Genomic DNA, 19,205 nt, shown 5'->3' on the forward strand with positions numbered 1-19,205 from the left:
CCGCTTCTGAGAGAGGGATGAAAACTCAGTGAATTTCAAAGAATCTATAGATCATCTAATTGAAAACTATATCGTAGAAAAAACGAAAGATTTCACAGGTAATGCTTTAGCGAATCATTTAAGAAATGTAATTCCTGATAATGTAAGGAAGGCGTTAGGAGAAAACGACCGATATTACGTCAAAGGGAGTGCTGGACAAAGTGGCTGGGCCAACGTTCCTTGGATTTCAGTTTTAGATAGAACAGTTACCACGAGTCCTCAAAATGGTTTTTATCTTGTTTACTTACTTAGAGAAGATGGTGCAGGTGTTTATTTAAGCCTCAATCAAGGTGTCACAAACCTAAAAGAAAAATACGGCAAGTCTGTAAGTGACGTACTCCGAGTAAGAGCAGCAGATTTTAATGCTCAGATTAAATTTCAACATAAAGGATCTATTGAGGGGCCAATTGACTTAGCTTCATCTAAAAAAGGCTCTTTGGGAGACTTATATCAACATGGGGCTATCTACTCGATTTACTATGAAAAAGGTAAGATTCCTGAAGATTCTGAGCTTGAGCATGACCTAATAGCCTTTGTTGACCTTTATCTTAAAATGGTTGTAAATCAAAGTGTCTCAGATGGTTCAAATGTAGAAGAAGATGAAGCTGGCTTAGATGTAGAAGACGGCACTAAGCTACGTGAGCATAAAAGAATTGAGCGGAATCAAAAGCTAGCAAAGAAAGTCAAAGAACTTCAAGGTTACAAGTGTTCTGCATGTGGTTTCGATTTCGAAAAGAAATATGGTGAAATTGGTAAAGGCTTTATTGAAGCGCACCATTTGACTCCTGTTTATAATATTAAGGGTAAAAAGGTAGGCTTGGATCCAGTAAAGGACTTTTCTGTACTGTGTTCAAATTGCCACCGGATGATACACAAAACACAGCTTGCTGATAGAGTCGAAGAGTTTAAAGCTCAGTATGTCACCGGCTAACAAGTGGCTGCAACCGACCGAAAAAACTGTCACTTGTTTTGCCAAAAAGCCGGCAAAACAACCGCCATTTTTTTTGCGGCGACTGATCCAGGCGTTCAGATAAAATCAAGGAATATAGAAAAATGAGAAAAATAATTGGATTTTGTGCCCTGGCATTCGCCGCCTATTCGGTATGCGCGGAGGAGTCGTTTATGGTTTACTCGAAGGTATACGATGAAGGTGCTTTAATCGGCTCGCCTGGGCTGGCGGTCGCACCTGAGACTGAGGCCTCAGTATCGCAAGATAACTATACGCTGAACCTTGCGTTAAGCGATATTAAGGACAAAACCGCGAAAGTAACGGCGAGTGTGATAATCGATGGTGAAGAGTTCTCGCCTTCGTTTCTGGTGGAGTTTGGCAAAGAAGCCACTGTCACGTCGGAGGGCGCTTCGCTGTCGGTAACCGTGCAGCGACTCGGTAGCTGATAGCGTCGTGGGCCCGGAGTTCAGCATGGTTACACTCCGGGTTAATCTAAGCTGCCCCGCACTCCCCTAGCCTATTAATGGAGACTCCGTGCCGATAATAAGAAACGCTACTCCGGCAGACTTGGCGTATATGCATGAAGCGCTGTTTCGCTTGAACGAGCTACATCATCAGGCAGAGCCGGATTATTTTATGTCTGCCGCTGACATTTCTGACCACAAGAACCTCGTCGCTTACATAGATAAAAACGATGCCTTCGCTTTTATTGCGGAACACGATGCAATGCCCATTGGGTTTGCGGTCGGAGAAATCAGGGAGCTTAAATCATCCATTTCTAAAACGATAAAGATGGGCTCAATTGAAGAGATTTATGTCGAAGAGCACTACAGAGATACTGGAGTGGGTAAAACCCTTTACGCGGCCATAGAGGAGCATTGCCGGGACCGGGGTGCAACCGACTTATTTACGGAGGTGTGGGGGTTTAATGAATCGGCGCTCTCGTTCTACGCCGCTCGCGGCTTAACCACGCACGTTCATTGGCTTAGAAAAAGGTTATAATTCCCGCACCCTCTAAGAGCTCTCTGGTCGATATGAATCGGGAAAACGAAACCTACTTTTTATGAATGAAATTTTGAGCGTTGCGCTTTTATCTCTACTGGCTGGGGCCGCCATGCCGATTGGCGCGTTGGTAGCCAGGTATGATTTACTGCACCCAAAGCTGTTAACCCCGAATATACGAAAGTTTATCGTCGCGTTTGGTGGCGGCGCGCTGGTATCGGCGGTGGCGCTGGTTCTGGTCCCGGACGGTGCGAGCAAGTTAACCCCGGTACCGGCAAGCTTATGCTTTGCAGCGGGGGGTATTTTCTTTTACTGGCTGGACCGCTATTTAAGCCAACTAAAAAGCTCAGCGGGCCAATTGGTGGCGATGCTGTCTGACTTTATACCCGAAGCGATAGCCCTGGGCGCCGCGTTTGCCGTGGGTGAAGGTACAGGGTTAATTTTAGTGCTACTGATGATTCTGCAAAACTTCCCCGAAGGCTTTAACGCTTTTGAGGAGCTTGCTCAATCATCCTCTTATCGTCCTGCAAAACTGCTGGCAGCTTTCTTTCTGCTAGCGGTTGTGGGGCCTGCGTGTGCGCTAACGGGGTATCTGCTTCTGGCTCAGGCCAGTGACCTGGTGGCGGGAATAATGCTATTCGCCAGCGCCGGTATTCTTTACCTGGTCTTTCAAGATGTCGCGCCCGAATCCAAAGCCAAGGACGGCGGCCTGCCAGCCTTAGGTGCGGTCGCCGGGTTTATGCTGGGCTTAATCGGTCATATGCTGATTATTGCTCATTAGGCGCTACCGATATTATCACGGCAATGCCGGCCTACCCCGAATGATCGTCATTGTGGGGGCGGGTGCTAGATATTACCGTCCAGAGCTTCCTGAATCGGCGCTCCAGTAACTTTTCCACGCGATGCACAGTGCGATTAATTTTATGCCAGCGCGAGCGCGTGGCTTTGAGTAAATGACGGGAGCGCGCGTTAACACACAGCAGCGCAGCCAGGCTGGCGGTAATGACCACCAGCCCGACCGGGATGGGCGACATCAGCAATACGACCCCTAACATCAGCCCAACTATTGAGATAAGTGTAACCAGCCAGTCACGGACTATTTTCATGACAGCAAGCCTTGGCACACGAGCATCACTTTACCTTTGTATGGATTCTGGTTTTACACCTGCGACAAAGGTGGACAACGACGCTGGAGCCTAACAGGCGTTTGTTTCAATCCGTTAACAATAGCAACTTGCTGCAACCTGTCGACCTGACATCAAATTCGCCAACGCGTATGATGCGGCTACTCACTTTTAAGGAATCATCATGCCGCTATTCCAAGAGCTCGATACCCAGGACTCCCCCATCGGGGAAATCTCACTGCGTCGCCGTCGTATACCGGTGTTGGGCGAGCGGGACATTTACGAAGTTAAACTGGGCGACGAGTTTTTAATGTCTAGCATGTTTGTGGCGGCCGAAGAAGCGCTATCGTCGCTGGGGCTAGCAGCTGCCCAGGGCGACAAACTGGATGTGGTTGTAGGTGGCTTGGGGCTGGGTTATACCGCGGTTGAAGCCCTAAAAGACCAGCGGGTAAACGAACTTTTGGTCGTGGACTTTCTACAAGCCGTGATTGGCTGGCACCAAAATGAACTAGTACCGCTGGGCAAAGTGTTAAATGCCGACCCGCGCAACCGCTATATCCACGGCAGCTTCTTCGACCTGGCCGTTGACCCGGCAAGCGGCTTTGATCCGGACCAAAAAGCACGCCGCTTTGACGCCATATTGCTGGACATTGACCACTCCCCCACCGAGTTTTTACACGAGGGCAACGCCGAGTTTTACACCACCGAAAACTTGACCCTGATGGCGCAGCAACTTAAAGCGAATGGCGTGTTTGCCATGTGGTCGCAAAACCCACCAGAGCCCGCCTTTGAAGAGCTCCTGGAGTCGGCATTTGCTAAGGTAGACTCGCATTTAGTGAGCTTCTACAACCCTTTTCAAAATAATGAAGCCACTAACACCGTATACGTCTGCCAATAGTTAACTAGCGTCTGGATCACGACGAAACCGCTCATTCATAGCTTGCGCAGCTCTCGGGAGTGTTACACGATAACCCTCTCGCTTCCCTCTCAATAAGAAAAGGATAACTTATGCTTAAGACCACCACGTCTAACATAGACGGAAAAACCATCGAACAGTATCTTGACGTTGTCGTCGGCGAGGCGATATTGGGAGCCAATCTGTTTAAAGACATTTTTGGCGCCGTTCGCGATATTGTTGGCGGTCGCTCCGGCGCCTATGAAAAAGAAATGGGCAAGGCGCGCGAAATCGCCTTTGCCGAAATGGAGGCCAAGGCACGTTCTCTGGGCGCCAATGGCATTGTCGGTATTGATATAGATTATGAGGTGGTTGGTCAACAAGGCGGCATGATGATGGTAAGCGTTAGCGGAACGGCGGTTAAATACCGTTAACACGCGCATTGCCAAGATGGCGCTTTTTAGCCGACCACTAAAGGCTTAACCTCAAAACACCAGCACAACTAATTGCCTTTCAACGGCGAGAAAGCCTTCTCCAACTCTCACCACACAGTGGCGCGGCCCTCAGGGTGCGCCTCGCTGCTTTAATGTTTCAATATCATCGTGCAAGTCGCTCACTAGCCGCTGAAACGAGCGTTTCCAGGCCAGGTTACGCCCCACCCTGTCATCCACCGAATACGAGCTGGATTTGATTTCCATGGCATCTTCTATTACGGCGACCAACCTGCCGGTTTGTGACTCCACCAATACCGCCTGAAATGTCAGCACGCCAACGCCCATATTGTTTGTCGACTGGCCAACCGTATCCAGAGCATCCTCGCGGCGCATTGATGTAGGCATAAAGTCTTTCATGCGAAACTCAATGGCCAAGACATCGGGCCCACCGGTTCGGGTAGATTCAAGCACATCCGAACGAGCAAATTTTTTCTCGATATAGTCATCAAAAAACTGACAGATTTTATCCATCTCTTCAAACGACGACTTATTCCAGGATGCACGGAAGTCTTCATCGGTATGATTGGAAAGCTGCATACGGTCAAAGGTCATGGGAAAAAATATCGCCTTTTCGTAACGGGAGAAATCTACCCGCCTATCATAGAAAAACGTGCTGAAATGCGAATCTTGCCAAAGGGAAAATTTCTCCACCTCGGTTGTGGGCATTTCTGTTGCGACCTTTGATTTAGGGGCAGGGTCAGCCCCATCGAAGACCTGGGAGTGCACCAGAGCAGAACCACAAAGAAACGGAATAACAGCTAAGAATGGTAAGCGCATGGCATTTCTCGGTTTATCGTTATTCGAATTAACTTATACCGACAGAGGGTATGCGCGATAATATAGCGGGTTATGATAAATAATGCATGGAAAGAAAGTCGCCGCTGCATCAAGAGCAGCGGCGCGGGATGCGATTAACTTCCAGCTTCGGTGTCTTGACCTTGGCCGGTTATTTCAGATATGGCCGCGGCAATACGGTTGCGCAACTCTTCGCTCTGGTTCGCAGCTTGTGCAATTTGGCGATACTCAACCAGCTCCAGGCCAGAATCGGTAATCGCTGATTTCATTTTACCCTGGGCTTCTTGTTGTAACTGCTGAGTTTGCTCTGGATCCTGCGCAGCGCCCTGCAGTTTAGTACGATACTCCTGGCTTAGGCCCTGTACCGCCACATAGGCATCGGCAAACTCTGATACTTGCTCATCGCTTACTTCGATTTGCGGTGCAGCCTGCTGAGGCATCGCTGGCGCGGCGGGCGCCTGGTTGTTCTGCGCCTGGGCATAAACGTTACCAGCTGCAAGGCCAGAAACCATTGCAAGGGTGATCAGCGAAGTTTTTACAAATTTCATAATGTTCTCCAGTTTCCAAGAATGATCTTCAATGCTCACTATTTGTGTCGCACTTGTTAACGACTAACGCAGCATTTGTGCCGATATTTTAAGTGCCTGATTTCCAAGAAAAAGGTTTTCATTCTTCAGAGAAACCATAAAGCTCTGTGTAACTTTCACCGCCTTTTGCATAAAATCTACAAAAAACTCAGGCACACAGCTATGGCGCCGACCGTAACATACGCAGACGAACTAACCAAATCACTCAGATCTGTCGCGAGCACAGAGCATGCTGTCTCTATGCAGCGGTTTTTTCCTCATAACATCGCTCTGCTTGGCGTTGCGGCACCCCAGCTGCGACAGGTGGTCAGGGACTTTTACTCCAGCCACTCCCATCTCAATGCTGAAGATGTGCTACAGATCACAGAGCTGCTTTTGCAAAACGCCAAATACAACGAAGAGAAATTGCTGGCCTTTAGCCTGCTGAATAAGTGGACAAAAAAATTTTACAGTGACGAGCTTCTGACTAAATTTAGATTCTGGTTAGAAAACTACGCGAACAATTGGTCATTAGTGGATGATTTATGCCTGAAAACCATTTATCCATTCTTGCTTGGCAGACCCTATTTGATTGAGACGATCCAACCCTGGTCACACTCTAAAGTGCCTTGGTGCCGCCGCGCGAGCAACGTAGCCTGGGTGAAATTTATCGACAGAAAAATTGGCAGAACCCACTACCAGCTTAGGCCTGAGCTGGTATTTGAAAATTGCGATACGCTTTTATACGACCCTCACGAATATGTGCAAAAGAGTATTGGCTGGCTGCTGAAAGTAACCGCGCAACACCACCGGCGATTGACTACAGATTACCTGCGTCGCCAGGGACCGAAAATGCCGCGCAGCACCTTGCGCTACGCACTGGAAAAACTGCCGGATAGAAAAAAGCTGCTGACTGAGATTGTCGCGCGCTAGCTCGACAAGACCTGCAGCATCCAGCGCAGGGCTCGTTTATCATCCAAAGGCTCAGCAAGGGACGCCACACCCTTTTGATACACCTGCTCGCCAATGTTTGTTCGACGTTTATTCATCAGCGCCAAGGCATATTCACGAGTAAACTCCGGGTGCCCTTGCAGCGTTAAAATATTCGTGCCTATACGGCTAATAGCAACCGGACAAAACCGGGTACTGGCCAGCACCTCGGCGCCATGCGCGGCTTGCACCACCTGATCCTGATGACTGGAAAGCAGTCTCAGTGTTGCATTTTTATCACCCACACCAGGCACAGACACGTGCAAGCGGTTTTGATGCACTCCGACACACCAACCGCCCTGCGCCTTTCGCACTTGCCCGCCCAGTGCCTGATGAATAATCTGATGACCAAAACATATCCCCACTAACGGCACCGCCGCTTCAACCATGCTGCGAATACTTTGTTGCAGCACACTAATCCAGCCATCCGTATCATAAGCTGCACTTTGACTGCCTGTAATTAAAACACCGGCAAAGCCATCTAAAGAGTTAGGGTACTCCCCCCGATTAACATCAAAACGAACGAATTCGCGCTCGGGCTCTAATGCCGACAGACTACGTATAAACATATCCGGGTATTGACCGTGAATACTGGCAAGCTCAGCGGCAATAGTATCGGTATTAAAAATGGCGATGGGCTTCACGGCAGGCTCCTGAATCGTAAATACAAGCTTTGCGGTATTGCATACGCTCATTTATTCTACCCGGCAACAACAAGCAAACGGATTACCACATGAGCCCACTATTAAAAAAATTTTCCTCTCTGACCTTTAGCCTAAGCTTGTCATTTACCGCTGCCGCCGAGTCCTGGCAAGGCAAAGATGCCGCGGTAGCCCTTACTTACGATGACTCACTGCACGTGCACCTGGACACTGTTATTCCCGCCCTGGATAAACGCGACCTCAAAGGTACCTTCTACATTACCGTTGACACCGAGGGCTTTAGCCAACGCTTACCAGAGTGGCGCGCGGCGGCGGCAAACGGCCACGAACTGGGCAACCACACATTATTTCACCCCTGTAACGGTGAAGGCCCGGGTCGCGAGTGGGTTGCGGCCGAGCGCGACCTTTCCACTTGGACCGTGGAGCGCCTGCTGGGCAACCTGAGAGCTGCCAATACAGTTTTGCAGGCACTGGATGGCAAAAGCAGTCGCACCTATGCCTACCCCTGTGGCGACGCCGAAGCGGGCGGCGAATCCTATGTGGCCGCGATTAAGCCAATGTTTGCAGGCGCACGCGGTGTAGTCCCAGGCTTTCCCTCACCGAGCAAAACCGAGCGTTACAACATCGCCGCCCACGTGGTGAACGGGCAAAGTCTTGATGAACTAAAAACTCTGGTTGACAACGCCATCGCCCAACAGGGCCTGCTGGTGTTTTTGTTTCACGGCGTTGGCGGCGAGCACTCGCTGAACTTAGACGCCTCCACCCACGGACAACTGCTGGATTATTTACAACAAAAACAAAGCCAACTGTGGATTGCCCCCATGGTGGATATTGCAAAGAGTCTGCCCTAGCGAGCGAACAGCACTTGGTCGTTAACCAGTACATCCAACAAGAGAATATGTGTGTCCGACAGCGCCAGTGCGTAGGTTTTGCACATATCGCCGCTGCGAATATCGCGGTAAATGTCGGACACCACCATCTGTTCCACGGGTAAATCGCGAATACCGATTAGACGGGAAAAGTAGGGTCTGTGACTCCAGTTACTACCTAGATAGTTGTCCTCGGCAATAACACCCTCGGCTGCCAGTTCATAATTGGGCGAGGTTTGCGTACCTTCGTAGTTGCACCAATAAAACCTGAGTACACCCAGGCTGTGCAGCGAGCGCGACGACAAAGTGTGATGAATATTTGTGGCATGGTCTGCGGCATTCAGCCAATCTTTTAAGTTGCGCGCCTCTTGCTCTACGGCCATTTGATGACGGAATGCACGCCTATGGCTGTCGGACTTACGCTGCAAATAGCGTGACTTTAACTGCCCCACCTGAGCGCAGTAAGCATCGCGCGGCGCCTGCTCGCTAAGGGCGGGCGCGAATATCCAGCCCTGCACCATATCCGCACCGCACTCCACCGCAAAATCAAACTCATCGGGAGATTCTACCCCTTCACACACAATTTGGCAGCCCGCGCGCATCGCCATAGCGGTGGTGGCCAGAGCGATATCCGCCGCAGCACCACCAGCGGTGGCCGCCTTAAACAGAGTCATATCCAGTTTTATCAGATCGGGCTCCAGCGCAATTATGCGATCGACCTGCGACGCCCCCGAGCCAAAGTCGTCCACCGCCACGCGAATGCCATAACGCTGGTACTCACGGGTTAAACGCCGCAAGTTCTCAAGGTTACCGCTGCGCTCGGTTACCTCAATCACCACCCGCCGCGGGTCCACTTGCAGCGACTCAATCATCTGCAGGGTGGGAATCACGTGGGTATTGGGCAGCCGATCAACCCACTCGGGGGAGATATTTAAGGCCAGAAAGCCTGGCTGCGTCTGCTTCGCGAATTGCGCGAGTGCCTTTTGCCGAATTGCGCGATCTATCTCCAGCACCCACTGCTGCGGCTGCGACTCGTCAAAAAAGAGCGCAGCGGCCGAAACGATATTTCCCCGCTCATCCAGGCATCTAGCGAGGGCTTCATTGCCAGCCACGCCACCTGTCTCCAGCTCGATAATGGGCTGAAAACAGGGAAAATACCGTGCCTGCGCCTGTGAGGCCGAACAAGGCGCCGATCCGGCCAAGACAAGCTTATCTTTCATAAACACAACGTCGGACACGCCCACTCTACTGTCAAAATGACAACGATGTCAGCAGGAAGCGTACCAAGTGCGGCAAACGCGGCCACGGCCTTAGGGGTCACAGCAACCAGTTTGATGCACCGGTTTGGATTGGCGCCGTAAAATATTGCACTAAAGCTGCACCAATTTAGCGCCAAGCTCTTTTCGCCCTATTAAAGAGTGGTAGACGATACCCCTGCACTATCGATTTTCAGGGCCGACATAAGAATTTCAGCAAAATAGCAAAAAGCTGGACTTCCAAGGCCATTTGGTATTGGCAATTAGTACCTCCCTCGCTGTACAATGCCGTCCAATTTTTGGCCTAGATCAACGAGTATCGAAATGACAGACCTTAGTTTATATAGAAACATCGGTATCTTTGCCCACGTAGACGCGGGTAAAACCACCACCACCGAGCGTATCCTGAAGCTCACCGGTAAAATCCATAAGCTGGGTGAAGTGCACGAGGGTGAATCCACCACCGACTTCATGGAGCAGGAAGCCGAGCGCGGTATCACCATTCAGTCCGCCGCCGTTACTTGTGAATGGAAGGGCCACCGCCTGAACGTGATCGACACCCCCGGACACGTTGACTTCACCGTTGAAGTGTATCGTTCTTTGAAGGTACTGGACGGCGGTATTGGCGTTTTCTGTGGCTCTGGCGGTGTTGAGCCTCAGTCAGAGACCAACTGGCGCTATGCTAACGACTCTGAAGTAGCCCGTATCATCTTCGTGAACAAGCTGGACCGTATCGGTGCCGACTTCCTCAACGTGGTTGATCAAATCAAAAACGTACTGGGCGCCAAGCCACTGGTTATGACTCTGCCAATCGGCCGTGAAGACACCTTTAAAGGTGTGGTTGACCTGCTGAGCCAAAAAGCCTACGTATGGGACGATTCTGGCCAACCAGAAAACTACAGCGTTGAAGATATCCCAGAAGATATGCTGGACGACGTAGAAGCTTACCGCGAAGAGCTGATCGAAACCGCTCTGGAAGCCGACGACGACCTGCTGATGGCTTACATGGATGGCGAAATGCCTTCCGAAGAAGACCTGAAGCGTTGCATCCGTAAAGGCACCCGCGATCTGACTTTCTTCCCCACCTTCTGTGGTTCTGCCTTTAAGAACAAAGGTATGCAGCTGGTACTGGACGCCGTAGTTGACTACCTGCCAGCTCCTACCGAAGTTGATCCGCAGGATTTGACCGACGAAGAAGGTAACCCCACCGGCGAGAAAGCGATTGTAAGTGCCGACGAGCCCCTGCGCGCTCTGGCGTTTAAAATTATGGACGACCGTTTCGGCGCCCTGACCTTCGTACGTATTTACTCCGGTAAACTGAACAAAGGCGACACCATCCTCAACTCGTTCACCGGTAAAACCGAGCGTGTGGGCCGTATGGTGGAAATGCAGGCGGATGAGCGTAACGAACTGAGTCACGCCCAGGCCGGTGACATTATCGCCATCGTAGGTATGAAGAACGTACAGACTGGTCACACCCTGTGTGATCCGAAAAACCCCTGTACTCTGGAAGCCATGGTGTTCCCGGATCCCGTTATCTCAATTGCCGTTGCACCGAAAGACAAAGGCTCAACCGAGAAGATGGGTATCGCCATTGGTAAAATGGTGGCCGAAGATCCATCCTTCCAGGTTGAAACTGACCAGGACTCTGGCGAAACCATTCTGAAAGGTATGGGCGAGCTGCACCTGGACATTAAAGTAGACATTCTGAAGCGCACCTACGGCGTGGAAATGGAAGTGGGCCAGCCTCAGGTGGCTTACCGCGAAACCATTACCCAGGAAATCGAAGACTCTTACACCCACAAGAAGCAGTCTGGTGGTTCGGGTCAGTTTGGTAAAATCGACTACCGCATCAAGCCCGGTGAGCCAAACTCTGACTTCACCTTCCGCTCTAGCGTTGTGGGCGGTAACGTGCCGAAAGAATTCTTCCCGGCCATTGAGAAAGGCTTTAAGAGCATGATGGAAAAAGGCCCGCTGGCTGGCTTCCCTGTGCTGGACGTAGACATCGAGCTGTTCGACGGTGCCTACCACGCGGTTGACTCCTCGGCGGTAGCCTTCGAAATCGCCGCTAAAGGCGCTTTCCGTCAGTCTATGCCCAAAGCTGGTCCTCAGCTGCTGGAGCCTCTGATGAAAGTGGACGTGTTCACCCCGGAAGATCACGTAGGTGACGTGATCGGTGACCTGAACCGTCGTCGCGGTATGATCAGCGGTCAAGAGCCTAACGCCACTGGCGTGCGCATTAAGGCAGAAGTACCTCTGTCGGAAATGTTCGGCTACATTGGCCATCTGCGTACCATGACTTCTGGTCGCGGTCAGTTCTCGATGGAGTTCTCTAAGTATGCTCCATGCCCTGCGAACGTGACCGAAGAAGTGATTGCCAAGGTCAAAGAGCGCGAAGCTGCCGAGAAGAAGTAAGCGGCAACCCGCGTTTAAGAAAAAGCCCCGCCAGTGTGCGGGGCTTTTTTGTTTTGGGGTGTGGCAAAAGCCGTTTTTTGCTATAAAACATACTCGGTACTGGACTCGGCTTTTAGCAGGATCGCTATGATTAATAAGACTCGCTCTCTTACGTCCGCACTTATAGCAAGCAACCTGCTCTTTAGCAGTTGCTTCGCCGCCGAATCTCTTGATGATTTAGGCTTGGGACACATTGCCGGAGAAATAGTCGCGCAAAACAGTGCCCGCTCAATTGTCCTATCGGATGCGAATTTAATCACCCTGGGAGTTGTAGATTTTGACCCCAACGAATTTGTCGATTTTGAAAATATTAATGTCGGCGACGAATCCACTCTGGAGCAACGCAGCCAGCTGACCACTTACTCCCTGCCCTGGAACTTTACCCCCCGCACACACGGTGAGCGCTGGCGCTCACAAACGCAACTGCGGCTTTCTTATATCGCCACCGAGCAAGAACTGGTATTCGAAGATCAGGCGCTGGGTAACCCCCTGGATGAAACCACGTTTCTGCTGTACGCCGAAAATAACTGGCGCTACGAGCTAAACCAAGCCTGGGCGTTCAAGATGGGAGTAGGTAGCGAGATATTGTTTTACGAAAATGATTTTGACTACCGCGACCCTGTGCTGGAAATTCTTGCCCCCTACTTTGATAGGAGCCTGTTTAACACCTCCTACAAGGTATGGACCCTGGACCCGAACTTAGGGGCACACTATCGCGGCGAATTTATGGGACACACCTGGGAGTATCAATTAACTTACCGCTACGCCATCGGTCATTCATTCGATACCGACACCCACTTACAAGAGACCACCATCGAGGCGGGACGCCTGAGCAACAGTTTGATATTTCATTACGACACCCCGGATGTCTGGAATCGTCGCAGTCAGATACGCTTATTGGCCCGCCGTATCGATTTAAGTGCCGATGCCGTGCCGGCGATGGGTACCCACCATTACTATGAGCTGGGCGCAGGCTGGCTGGTGGATACCAGCAACGACATCCGGTTCCTGGACAACATCGGTATTGGTCTGTCGCTCAATATCGACAGTGAGCTGAGCGGTGGCAGTGTGGTCATACTGTTTAACGAAGCCATGTAACCCACGCCAACCGCCAGACACTAGGGCGCCTGGCGGTCGAATAGGTTTAACTGGTTTCTATAAAGGTAGTGCACGCCGTATGCTAAGCCTCCACCTGCGGCGTCGGTGTCCGGGTCGCCCGGTACCCGGGCCACTATATAATCCTCAGCTTCCAGCAAAATTTCGCAATCCTTTACTTTGAACACTTCGGCCCCCACCAGGCCACCTATTTTACCGCTGACAAAATATAGACTGCCTAAGGTTGCCGCAGGCCCGTGTTCAGGTATCTCACCGCTCACCCGCTTTTCGATGGTATCAATCAGGATCGCGGCCCCCTCTTCTAGCTGTTGCGCCAACTGAGCCAATTGCGCCTCAGGAATCGACTGAATGTCGTCCGCCGCTATCGACATTGGCAAATGATAGAAGTAGCGGCTCATCCAGTCGCCGGACTCTATTTGATACACCAGCGATAACAGGTAGCGCTCATCAGAGGTCTCACTCAACACCACCACAGGGTAAAGGGTGTAGTCGCCGCCGCTCGCGCGAAAAGCGGGGTGGTTTTGCATCTGCCGCACGGGAATAGTGTAGGGATCGCTATTGGCGTATTGATCCTTATGTGCATTATCAACAGACTCTTTGTAGCTAGAAATCGCCATATCAGTAACAAATGGAATGGGCACTGCCATGGAAACCAGCATCTCTGAGCCATGATCGGCATGGACATAGACGTACTGAGTTTCCTCAAGCCGGACAATGCCCGAGGGCAGCTTCTCGGGCAGCCCCCGCACCGGAGTCACACTGCGCCCCTCGCCCCACTGCAAAGGGGTGGACTGCTCGATTGACACACACCCCGTCAACCCTGCCAAGCACGCCACTGCTACCCATAAGAAAGCTATTTTTTTATTTGCTTCATTTTTCCAGCGCCTCTATTGGCCAACAATGCAGCGGTGTATCTGCCTCCACGCCGCTGATAATAAACTCATCGCCCTGCGCGCGCAGCTCAGTATCCGCGCCGCGATACAACGGTGGTGAGGTTGATTCACGATACATAAGCGATGCGTTCTCCCGCCAAAGCACTGTCGCAACCGCGGGCTGAGAGGAATAAAAACGAAGCGTCAACGCGAGATCGGGCACCTGCTCACAAACCGCCGTGACATGACGTGCTTGTTCTATCTGCACGGCGGTTTGCTGCAGGGCGTCCAGTCGCTCAGCATACTCGCTAGCCACACACTCATTTATCGGTGGGGATTTCCAGCACTCATCGCGGCCTTTAATCCAGCCGCGCTGCACCGCTCTTAGGTGAGATGTAAAAGCGTCATCATCAAGCCTCCGCAGCAGCGTCTGAAAGCTGTCGTGCAAGGCTAGATCTAAGCGCGCCAAATCGGGGGTTTCACATATCGCTTGTTCTGCAGAGCTCAAGCGCTCGCCAGCACAGGAAAATGAGGGGCTCGGGGGATCACTTACCGGGCGAGGCTTGGTGTAGTCGATCGTGTGATCACAACTGCCATTGTTTTCGCAATCGTTGACCCCGTCGCCATTGACATCCCAGCTCGGGTGCATGGCTAACGCGGGTAAAGTCATTATCCAGATACCGAATAACCAGCCTCTTTGCCGCACAGCCTGTCTCCTTAGCGTTTTGTATCCATTCTATAACAACCCAGTCAGTTCATCGCGCGCAAAAACCGCCTAAGGTTCGCGACGCTGCAACTCAAAAAGATGTTGGTGCTTATCAATCAGCGCTAAAAACTCCGCCAGCTTGGCCGGTTTATTTACCCCAAAGCGGTACACGGCCGAAATACTCATTCCACTGCTAACCCAACCGGCTAGTACCTCGACCAAATGCCCGCTTTTTATCTCATCGCGCACCACCAGCCAGGGCAACTGCGCCACGCCAGCACCGGCCAGGAGCATGCTTTTGAGCGCTTCCATATCACTGCACTGGAACACCGCCGGCACCGTCACCACATGGCTGGCACCGGCGCGGGTCAGGGTCCAGTCGATATACGGGCGATCAAACACCTGCAGGCAGCGATGCGCCGGCAGCTGCTGTGGCTGAGTAATGGCGCCGTAGCGCTTAAGGTAAGCGGGCGATGCGACCACCACCCGATTGGCGTACCCCAGCTTTTTCTCAATCAGGTTGTCATCGCGAGGGCCGCCCATGCGAAAGGCCAGATCCAGCCCCTCGCGAAACAAATCTTCGTAGTCGTAGGATAGCTTCAAAGAGACATTAACTTCGGGCCAATCGGTCAAAAAACGCGGCAGCAACTCGCGCGAAATATAACGGCCCAAAGCGGGCGGAGCCGCCAGACGCAACTGACCGCTTACCCGGCGGTGGCTGCTCTGAACATCCGCAAACATCAACGAGGCCTCCTCCAATAAGGAGCGGGCGCGGTTAAGTAAAATGGTGCCCGGCTCGGTCAGGCGCACCACCCGCGAGGAGCGCTCGAACAAGCGCACGCCCAGCTCTGACTCCAGCCGCTGCACCGCTTTACTCACCGCCGACTTGGGCACCCCCAACTCCTCCGAGGCGCGGGTAAAACTCAGCTGCTGCGCCGTCGCCACAAAAACACGCAGTACCTTTAAGTCTATCGTTTCTAAATTCATAACAGTGGGTTTCTTTTCGTCGCATTGTTTCACCAGCTTCAAGATACCATAATCTAAGCTTTACCCATCACCGATCGCAGTGCTAACACTACCCGGCGCTGCTCAACCTTTATCCAGGAGGGACAGATGATCAAAGCATACGCCGCCCAACAAGCCGGGCAAGAGTTAACCCCCTACGAATACGACCCGGGCCCACTGGGCGCCGACGAAGTCGAAATTGCCGTGGAATCCTGCGGCCTGTGCCACAGTGACCTAAGCATGCTGGATAACGAGTGGGGCTTTACCCAGTACCCATTTGTGCCGGGCCACGAAGTCATCGGTAAAGTGGCCGCGACTGGCGACAATGTCAGTCATTTAAAAGCAGGCCAAACCGTAGGCCTGGGCTGGCACAGCGCCTACTGCAACGAGTGCAGCACCTGCAACGATGGCGATCAAAACTTATGCGCTAGCGCTCAGCCCACCATCGCCGGACGCCACGGCGGGTTTGCTGACAAGGTACGCGCCCAGGCTAAAGCCGTTGTCGCCCTTCCCGACGGGGTAAACCCGGACACCGCTGGCCCACTGTTTTGCGGCGGTATTACGGTGTTTAATCCGCTGGTACAGTTTGATGTGCCGCCAACGGCAAAAGTAGGCGTTATCGGTATTGGCGGTCTGGGTCATATGGCGGTTAAGTTTTTAAGCGCCTGGGGCTGTGAGGTAACCGCTTTTACCAGCAGTGAAAACAAAAAGGCCGAAGCCCTGGAAATGGGCGCCCACAAAACGCTCAATTCCAAGAGCGCTGAGGCACTGGAGGAAGCCGCCGGTTACTTCGACCTGATTCTGTCTACCGTTAATGTAAAACTGGACTGGAACGCCTACCTCAACACCCTCGGCCCCAAGGGTCGGCTGCACTTTGTGGGCGCCACCCTAGAGCCTATTGAGCTGGGCGTATTTGGCTTGATTGGCGCGCAGCGCTCGGTTTCCGGCTCGCCGGTGGGTAGCCCCGCTACCATCCAAAAGATGCTGGACTTTGCGGCGCTACATAACATTGAGCCCACCACCCAGACTTATCCCATGAGTAAAATTAACGATGCGATTCAGGCGCTGCGCGACGGCAAGGCGCATTATCGTATCGTGCTTAAAAACGACTAGGGTGAGAAGCGCCGCAGCGCTGTAAGCACTGAGAAGCCTCTGGAAAACATCGTCAGCGTAATCAGGCGCAACGCCTAGCGCAGTAGTTTTTCAGAGGCTTCCTAGGGCACAATGGCCTGATCATTCACAGCTAGCGGTTTAACATGTCAAGGCAGACCACGTTTACTCTTTTTTTACTCATCGGCGCAACACTAGTTTCTACCGCACCGTCCTACGCAGGCGTTATGACCGAATGGGCCGAAAAATTTGCCCAGAGTGACATTCGTTTTAGCCGCTCCGACTCCAATGTGCCTTTCCTTCCTTTGGCTTTCGCCAGCGCCAAACACTATCAGGACAGCGAAGTCATTTTAGACGATGGACGCTCGCTCAACTTTTCCCAGGACACCATCAGCCAAGGTGCAGTGGTACCCATTTTAATGAGCAATCGCGACGCCTTGCTCTTGGGCGAATGGGTTAGCTGGTCAAAACTCTCTCCTGAATCAGACCCCCAGCAAGACTTACAGGTGCTGTCCGTTGGTGTTCCCGTGGGCTGGTTTCATCAGCGCAGTGAAAACTGGCAAACCGGAGGCTTTTTAATGCCTTTGGGCCACAAAGCCGACAGCGCGAACTCCGAGTGGAGCTGGGAGCTAATGGGTGGAGGTTTTGCCCGCTACACCCAGACCGATAATCTCTGGTGGGCCTATGGTTTGTATTTCGACGTCAGTGATCACTCCTCACTGGTGCTTCCCTACCTTGGCGCCTCCTATCAGTTCAATGAACGCTGGACATTGAGCGCAATTATGCCCTGGCCTGCAATCATGTACGCCCCCGCCGATGATCTATTGTTTCGCTTTGGCCTGGCGCCTGCGGGAAACTCCTGGCAACTGGATACCGACGGCGATCAATTTAATTATGTAATGGACAACTGGGATTTAGGTTTGTCGGTAGAAAAGCGCGTGCACAGCCACTTTTGGTTGGAGCTGGAAGTCGGGGTAGGTGGTTTGAAAGGTTTAAGTGTGGATGTCGACAATGGCGATTGGGAGGCACCGGACTTTGCCATGAGCAGTAGCACTTACATTAATATCGGTTTTAATTTTCGCCCATCTCTATAGGGGGTAATCATAACCTTAGCAGGTCGCTTTTTCGCTGAATTTTCCTCTTATTTTTAAGTTTATGACTTTGGCGTTTGCCGCCGCCCCGCACGCAACCGGTAGCGTGCGGAGCGCGAAAATGTATTATCGTGGTAAGGCTTTGGGCACCATCACAGGGCGATCCACCCAACGATCAAAACGCGGCTTAATCCGGTCTAAATTTTCCGACCACCATACCGAATCCAGCTCCAGCGCATTTTTTAAATGCGCCTCTGAGGTTGGCAAACGCTCGCGCACTTTTTTATCCAGCATAGCGACGGCCGAATGGCGCATGGGACCATAGGAAATATAGTTAACCTGCTCGGCCAAACTTTCGGTCTTGCTGGCATAACGAATAAAATCCAGCGCCAGCTCGGGGTTGCGACCATTTTTCACAATCGCCCAGACGTCGTAATACCAGACGTGGTTATCCCATAAAATGTCCAGCGACTCGCCCCTATCAATGGCGGCCCCTACCCGGCCGTTGTAGGCCGAAGACATTAGTACCTGTTCGGTTGCCAGTAAACGAATGGCCTCTTGCCCGGTTTCCCACCAGAGCAAATTAGGTTTCATACGATCCAGCACAGCGAAGGCGCGATTGAGCCCTTTTTCCGTACCCAGCACCTTGTATACGTCATCGGCCGCAACGCCATCGGCGATAAGCGCCCACTCCAAATTTCCCTGGGGCGTTTTGCGCAGCGCGCGCTTGCCCGGGTAGGTATCCAGATCGAAAAAGTCCTTCACGCTGCCGGGGGGATTATCAAAGCGTTCGGGGTCAAAGCTGATAACCGTGGCACTGGCAACATTGGGAACACCGCACGGGGTCACCTGGCCATTGATAAAGTCATCCTCAGCCGGAGTGCCATCAGGAGCCGCGGGCATATCAGCAAGGTCAATGGTTTCCAGTAGCCCTTCTTTACAGGCTCGAATGGCGTCGTAGAGTTCTAAATCTACAACCTCCCAAGACACATTCCAGGCACGCGCCTGACTCCTGATTTCATCAATTCCGCCAGTGTAGTGAAGTACATTTACCCGGTTGCCACTCGCCTCTTCATAGGGGCGGATATACCCTAAGATCTGACTTTTCACATAGGCGCCGTCCCACGAAACCACGTTTAAGGTTTCCGCGGAGGCCATCGCACTGGTCGCTGATAGCAGTAATCCTGCCCATAAGCCTTGCATACGCATA

At 52.0% G+C, this 19,205-nt stretch carries 21 protein-coding genes; 12 read left to right on the top strand and 9 right to left on the bottom strand.

Annotation, left to right across the window (positions count from 1 at the left end; all coding sequences use genetic code 11):
- Positions 1–28 precede the first annotated feature (28 nt).
- From NHM04_RS08765 to NHM04_RS08780, 4 genes are all read left to right on the top strand, one after another.
- A complete protein-coding gene (locus tag NHM04_RS08765) occupies positions 29–970 on the top strand; it encodes an MrcB family domain-containing protein (RefSeq protein WP_254263415.1) in 942 nt (313 codons plus the stop codon).
- A gap of 122 nt (positions 971–1,092) precedes the next feature.
- Positions 1,093–1,434 carry a hypothetical protein gene (locus tag NHM04_RS08770; RefSeq protein ID WP_254263416.1) on the top strand — a complete coding sequence of 114 codons (342 nt, stop codon included), beginning with the start codon at positions 1,093–1,095 and terminating at the stop codon, positions 1,432–1,434.
- An 88-nt stretch (positions 1,435–1,522) separates the two neighbouring features.
- Positions 1,523–1,990, top strand: a complete 468-nt coding sequence (locus NHM04_RS08775; RefSeq protein WP_254263417.1) for a GNAT family N-acetyltransferase — start codon at positions 1,523–1,525, stop codon at positions 1,988–1,990.
- 61 nt (positions 1,991–2,051) lie between these two features.
- Positions 2,052–2,771 (top strand): ZIP family metal transporter, encoded by a 720-nt coding sequence (locus tag NHM04_RS08780; RefSeq protein ID WP_254263418.1) that lies wholly within the window; start codon positions 2,052–2,054, stop codon positions 2,769–2,771.
- Between the two features lie 31 nt (positions 2,772–2,802).
- Here NHM04_RS08780 and NHM04_RS08785 read toward each other — a convergent pair whose 3' ends face one another.
- Entirely contained in the window at positions 2,803–3,096 is a 294-nt protein-coding gene (locus NHM04_RS08785) for a hypothetical protein (protein WP_254263419.1), read from the bottom strand.
- Positions 3,097–3,298: 202 nt separating this feature from the next.
- Here NHM04_RS08785 and NHM04_RS08790 point away from each other — a divergent pair, with 202 nt between their 5' ends.
- A complete protein-coding gene (locus NHM04_RS08790) occupies positions 3,299–4,012 on the top strand; it encodes a spermidine synthase (RefSeq protein WP_254263420.1) in 714 nt (237 codons plus the stop codon).
- Positions 4,013–4,122: 110 nt separating this feature from the next.
- Positions 4,123–4,443, top strand: coding sequence for a heavy metal-binding domain-containing protein (locus NHM04_RS08795; protein ID WP_254263421.1), 321 nt, complete (start codon positions 4,123–4,125; stop codon positions 4,441–4,443).
- A gap of 129 nt (positions 4,444–4,572) precedes the next feature.
- On the opposite strand, the gene NHM04_RS08800 is transcribed toward NHM04_RS08795, so the two are convergent.
- Together NHM04_RS08800 and NHM04_RS08805 are read right to left on the bottom strand one after the other, a co-directional pair.
- Positions 4,573–5,169, bottom strand: a complete 597-nt coding sequence (locus NHM04_RS08800; protein WP_254263422.1) for a hypothetical protein — start codon at positions 5,167–5,169, stop codon at positions 4,573–4,575.
- 245 nt (positions 5,170–5,414) lie between these two features.
- Entirely contained in the window at positions 5,415–5,846 is a 432-nt protein-coding gene (locus NHM04_RS08805; protein WP_254263423.1) for a DUF4168 domain-containing protein, read from the bottom strand.
- A gap of 201 nt (positions 5,847–6,047) precedes the next feature.
- Between NHM04_RS08805 and NHM04_RS08810 the strand changes: the two genes are divergently transcribed.
- Positions 6,048–6,797, top strand: coding sequence for a DNA alkylation repair protein (locus NHM04_RS08810; protein WP_256526209.1), 750 nt, complete (start codon positions 6,048–6,050; stop codon positions 6,795–6,797).
- Here NHM04_RS08810 and NHM04_RS08815 read toward each other — a convergent pair.
- On the bottom strand, positions 6,794–7,498 hold the full coding sequence (locus NHM04_RS08815) for a GMP synthase (protein WP_254263425.1): 705 nt from the start codon (positions 7,496–7,498) through the stop codon (positions 6,794–6,796). The two genes, NHM04_RS08810 and NHM04_RS08815, sit on opposite strands and share 4 nt — an antisense overlap.
- Positions 7,499–7,587: 89 nt before the next feature.
- Between NHM04_RS08815 and NHM04_RS08820 the strand changes: the two genes are divergently transcribed.
- Positions 7,588–8,367, top strand: a complete 780-nt coding sequence (locus tag NHM04_RS08820; RefSeq protein WP_254263426.1) for a polysaccharide deacetylase family protein — start codon at positions 7,588–7,590, stop codon at positions 8,365–8,367.
- Here the strand turns inward: NHM04_RS08820 and NHM04_RS08825 are convergent.
- Positions 8,364–9,605 (bottom strand): EAL domain-containing protein, encoded by a 1,242-nt coding sequence (locus tag NHM04_RS08825; protein WP_254263427.1) that lies wholly within the window; start codon positions 9,603–9,605, stop codon positions 8,364–8,366. The two genes, NHM04_RS08820 and NHM04_RS08825, sit on opposite strands and share 4 nt — an antisense overlap.
- A gap of 360 nt (positions 9,606–9,965) precedes the next feature.
- Between NHM04_RS08825 and fusA the strand changes: the two genes are divergently transcribed.
- Both fusA and NHM04_RS08835 read left to right on the top strand, forming a co-directional pair.
- Positions 9,966–12,056, top strand: a complete 2,091-nt coding sequence (fusA, locus tag NHM04_RS08830) for an elongation factor G (protein WP_254263428.1) — start codon at positions 9,966–9,968, stop codon at positions 12,054–12,056.
- A 126-nt stretch (positions 12,057–12,182) separates the two neighbouring features.
- Entirely contained in the window at positions 12,183–13,193 is a 1,011-nt protein-coding gene (locus tag NHM04_RS08835) for a Solitary outer membrane autotransporter beta-barrel domain (RefSeq protein ID WP_254263429.1), read from the top strand.
- A gap of 20 nt (positions 13,194–13,213) precedes the next feature.
- Here NHM04_RS08835 and NHM04_RS08840 read toward each other — a convergent pair whose 3' ends face one another.
- The 3 genes from NHM04_RS08840 to NHM04_RS08850 all read right to left on the bottom strand — a co-directional run bounded on the left by NHM04_RS08840 (position 13,214) and on the right by NHM04_RS08850 (position 15,776).
- The gene (locus tag NHM04_RS08840; RefSeq protein ID WP_254263430.1) at positions 13,214–14,017 is read right to left on the bottom strand and encodes a hypothetical protein; all 804 of its coding nucleotides are present in this window, start codon (positions 14,015–14,017) and stop codon (positions 13,214–13,216) included.
- Between the two features lie 64 nt (positions 14,018–14,081).
- On the bottom strand, positions 14,082–14,753 hold the full coding sequence (locus NHM04_RS08845; RefSeq protein WP_254263431.1) for a lysozyme inhibitor LprI family protein: 672 nt from the start codon (positions 14,751–14,753) through the stop codon (positions 14,082–14,084).
- Positions 14,754–14,858: 105 nt separating this feature from the next.
- The gene (locus tag NHM04_RS08850; protein WP_254263432.1) at positions 14,859–15,776 is read right to left on the bottom strand and encodes a LysR family transcriptional regulator; all 918 of its coding nucleotides are present in this window, start codon (positions 15,774–15,776) and stop codon (positions 14,859–14,861) included.
- Positions 15,777–15,902: 126 nt separating this feature from the next.
- Between NHM04_RS08850 and NHM04_RS08855 the strand changes: the two genes are divergently transcribed.
- On the top strand, positions 15,903–16,907 hold the full coding sequence (locus NHM04_RS08855) for an NAD(P)-dependent alcohol dehydrogenase (protein WP_254263433.1): 1,005 nt from the start codon (positions 15,903–15,905) through the stop codon (positions 16,905–16,907).
- A gap of 224 nt (positions 16,908–17,131) precedes the next feature.
- The gene (locus NHM04_RS08860; protein WP_254263434.1) at positions 17,132–17,998 is read left to right on the top strand and encodes a hypothetical protein; all 867 of its coding nucleotides are present in this window, start codon (positions 17,132–17,134) and stop codon (positions 17,996–17,998) included.
- A 123-nt stretch (positions 17,999–18,121) separates the two neighbouring features.
- Here the strand turns inward: NHM04_RS08860 and NHM04_RS08865 are convergent, their stop codons facing one another.
- The gene (locus tag NHM04_RS08865) at positions 18,122–19,198 is read right to left on the bottom strand and encodes an ABC transporter substrate-binding protein (RefSeq protein WP_254263435.1); all 1,077 of its coding nucleotides are present in this window, start codon (positions 19,196–19,198) and stop codon (positions 18,122–18,124) included.
- Positions 19,199–19,205 lie beyond the last annotated feature (7 nt).

This window comes from Gilvimarinus sp. DA14 (assembly GCF_024204685.1).
Taxonomy (GTDB): Bacteria; Pseudomonadota; Gammaproteobacteria; order Pseudomonadales; family Cellvibrionaceae; genus Gilvimarinus.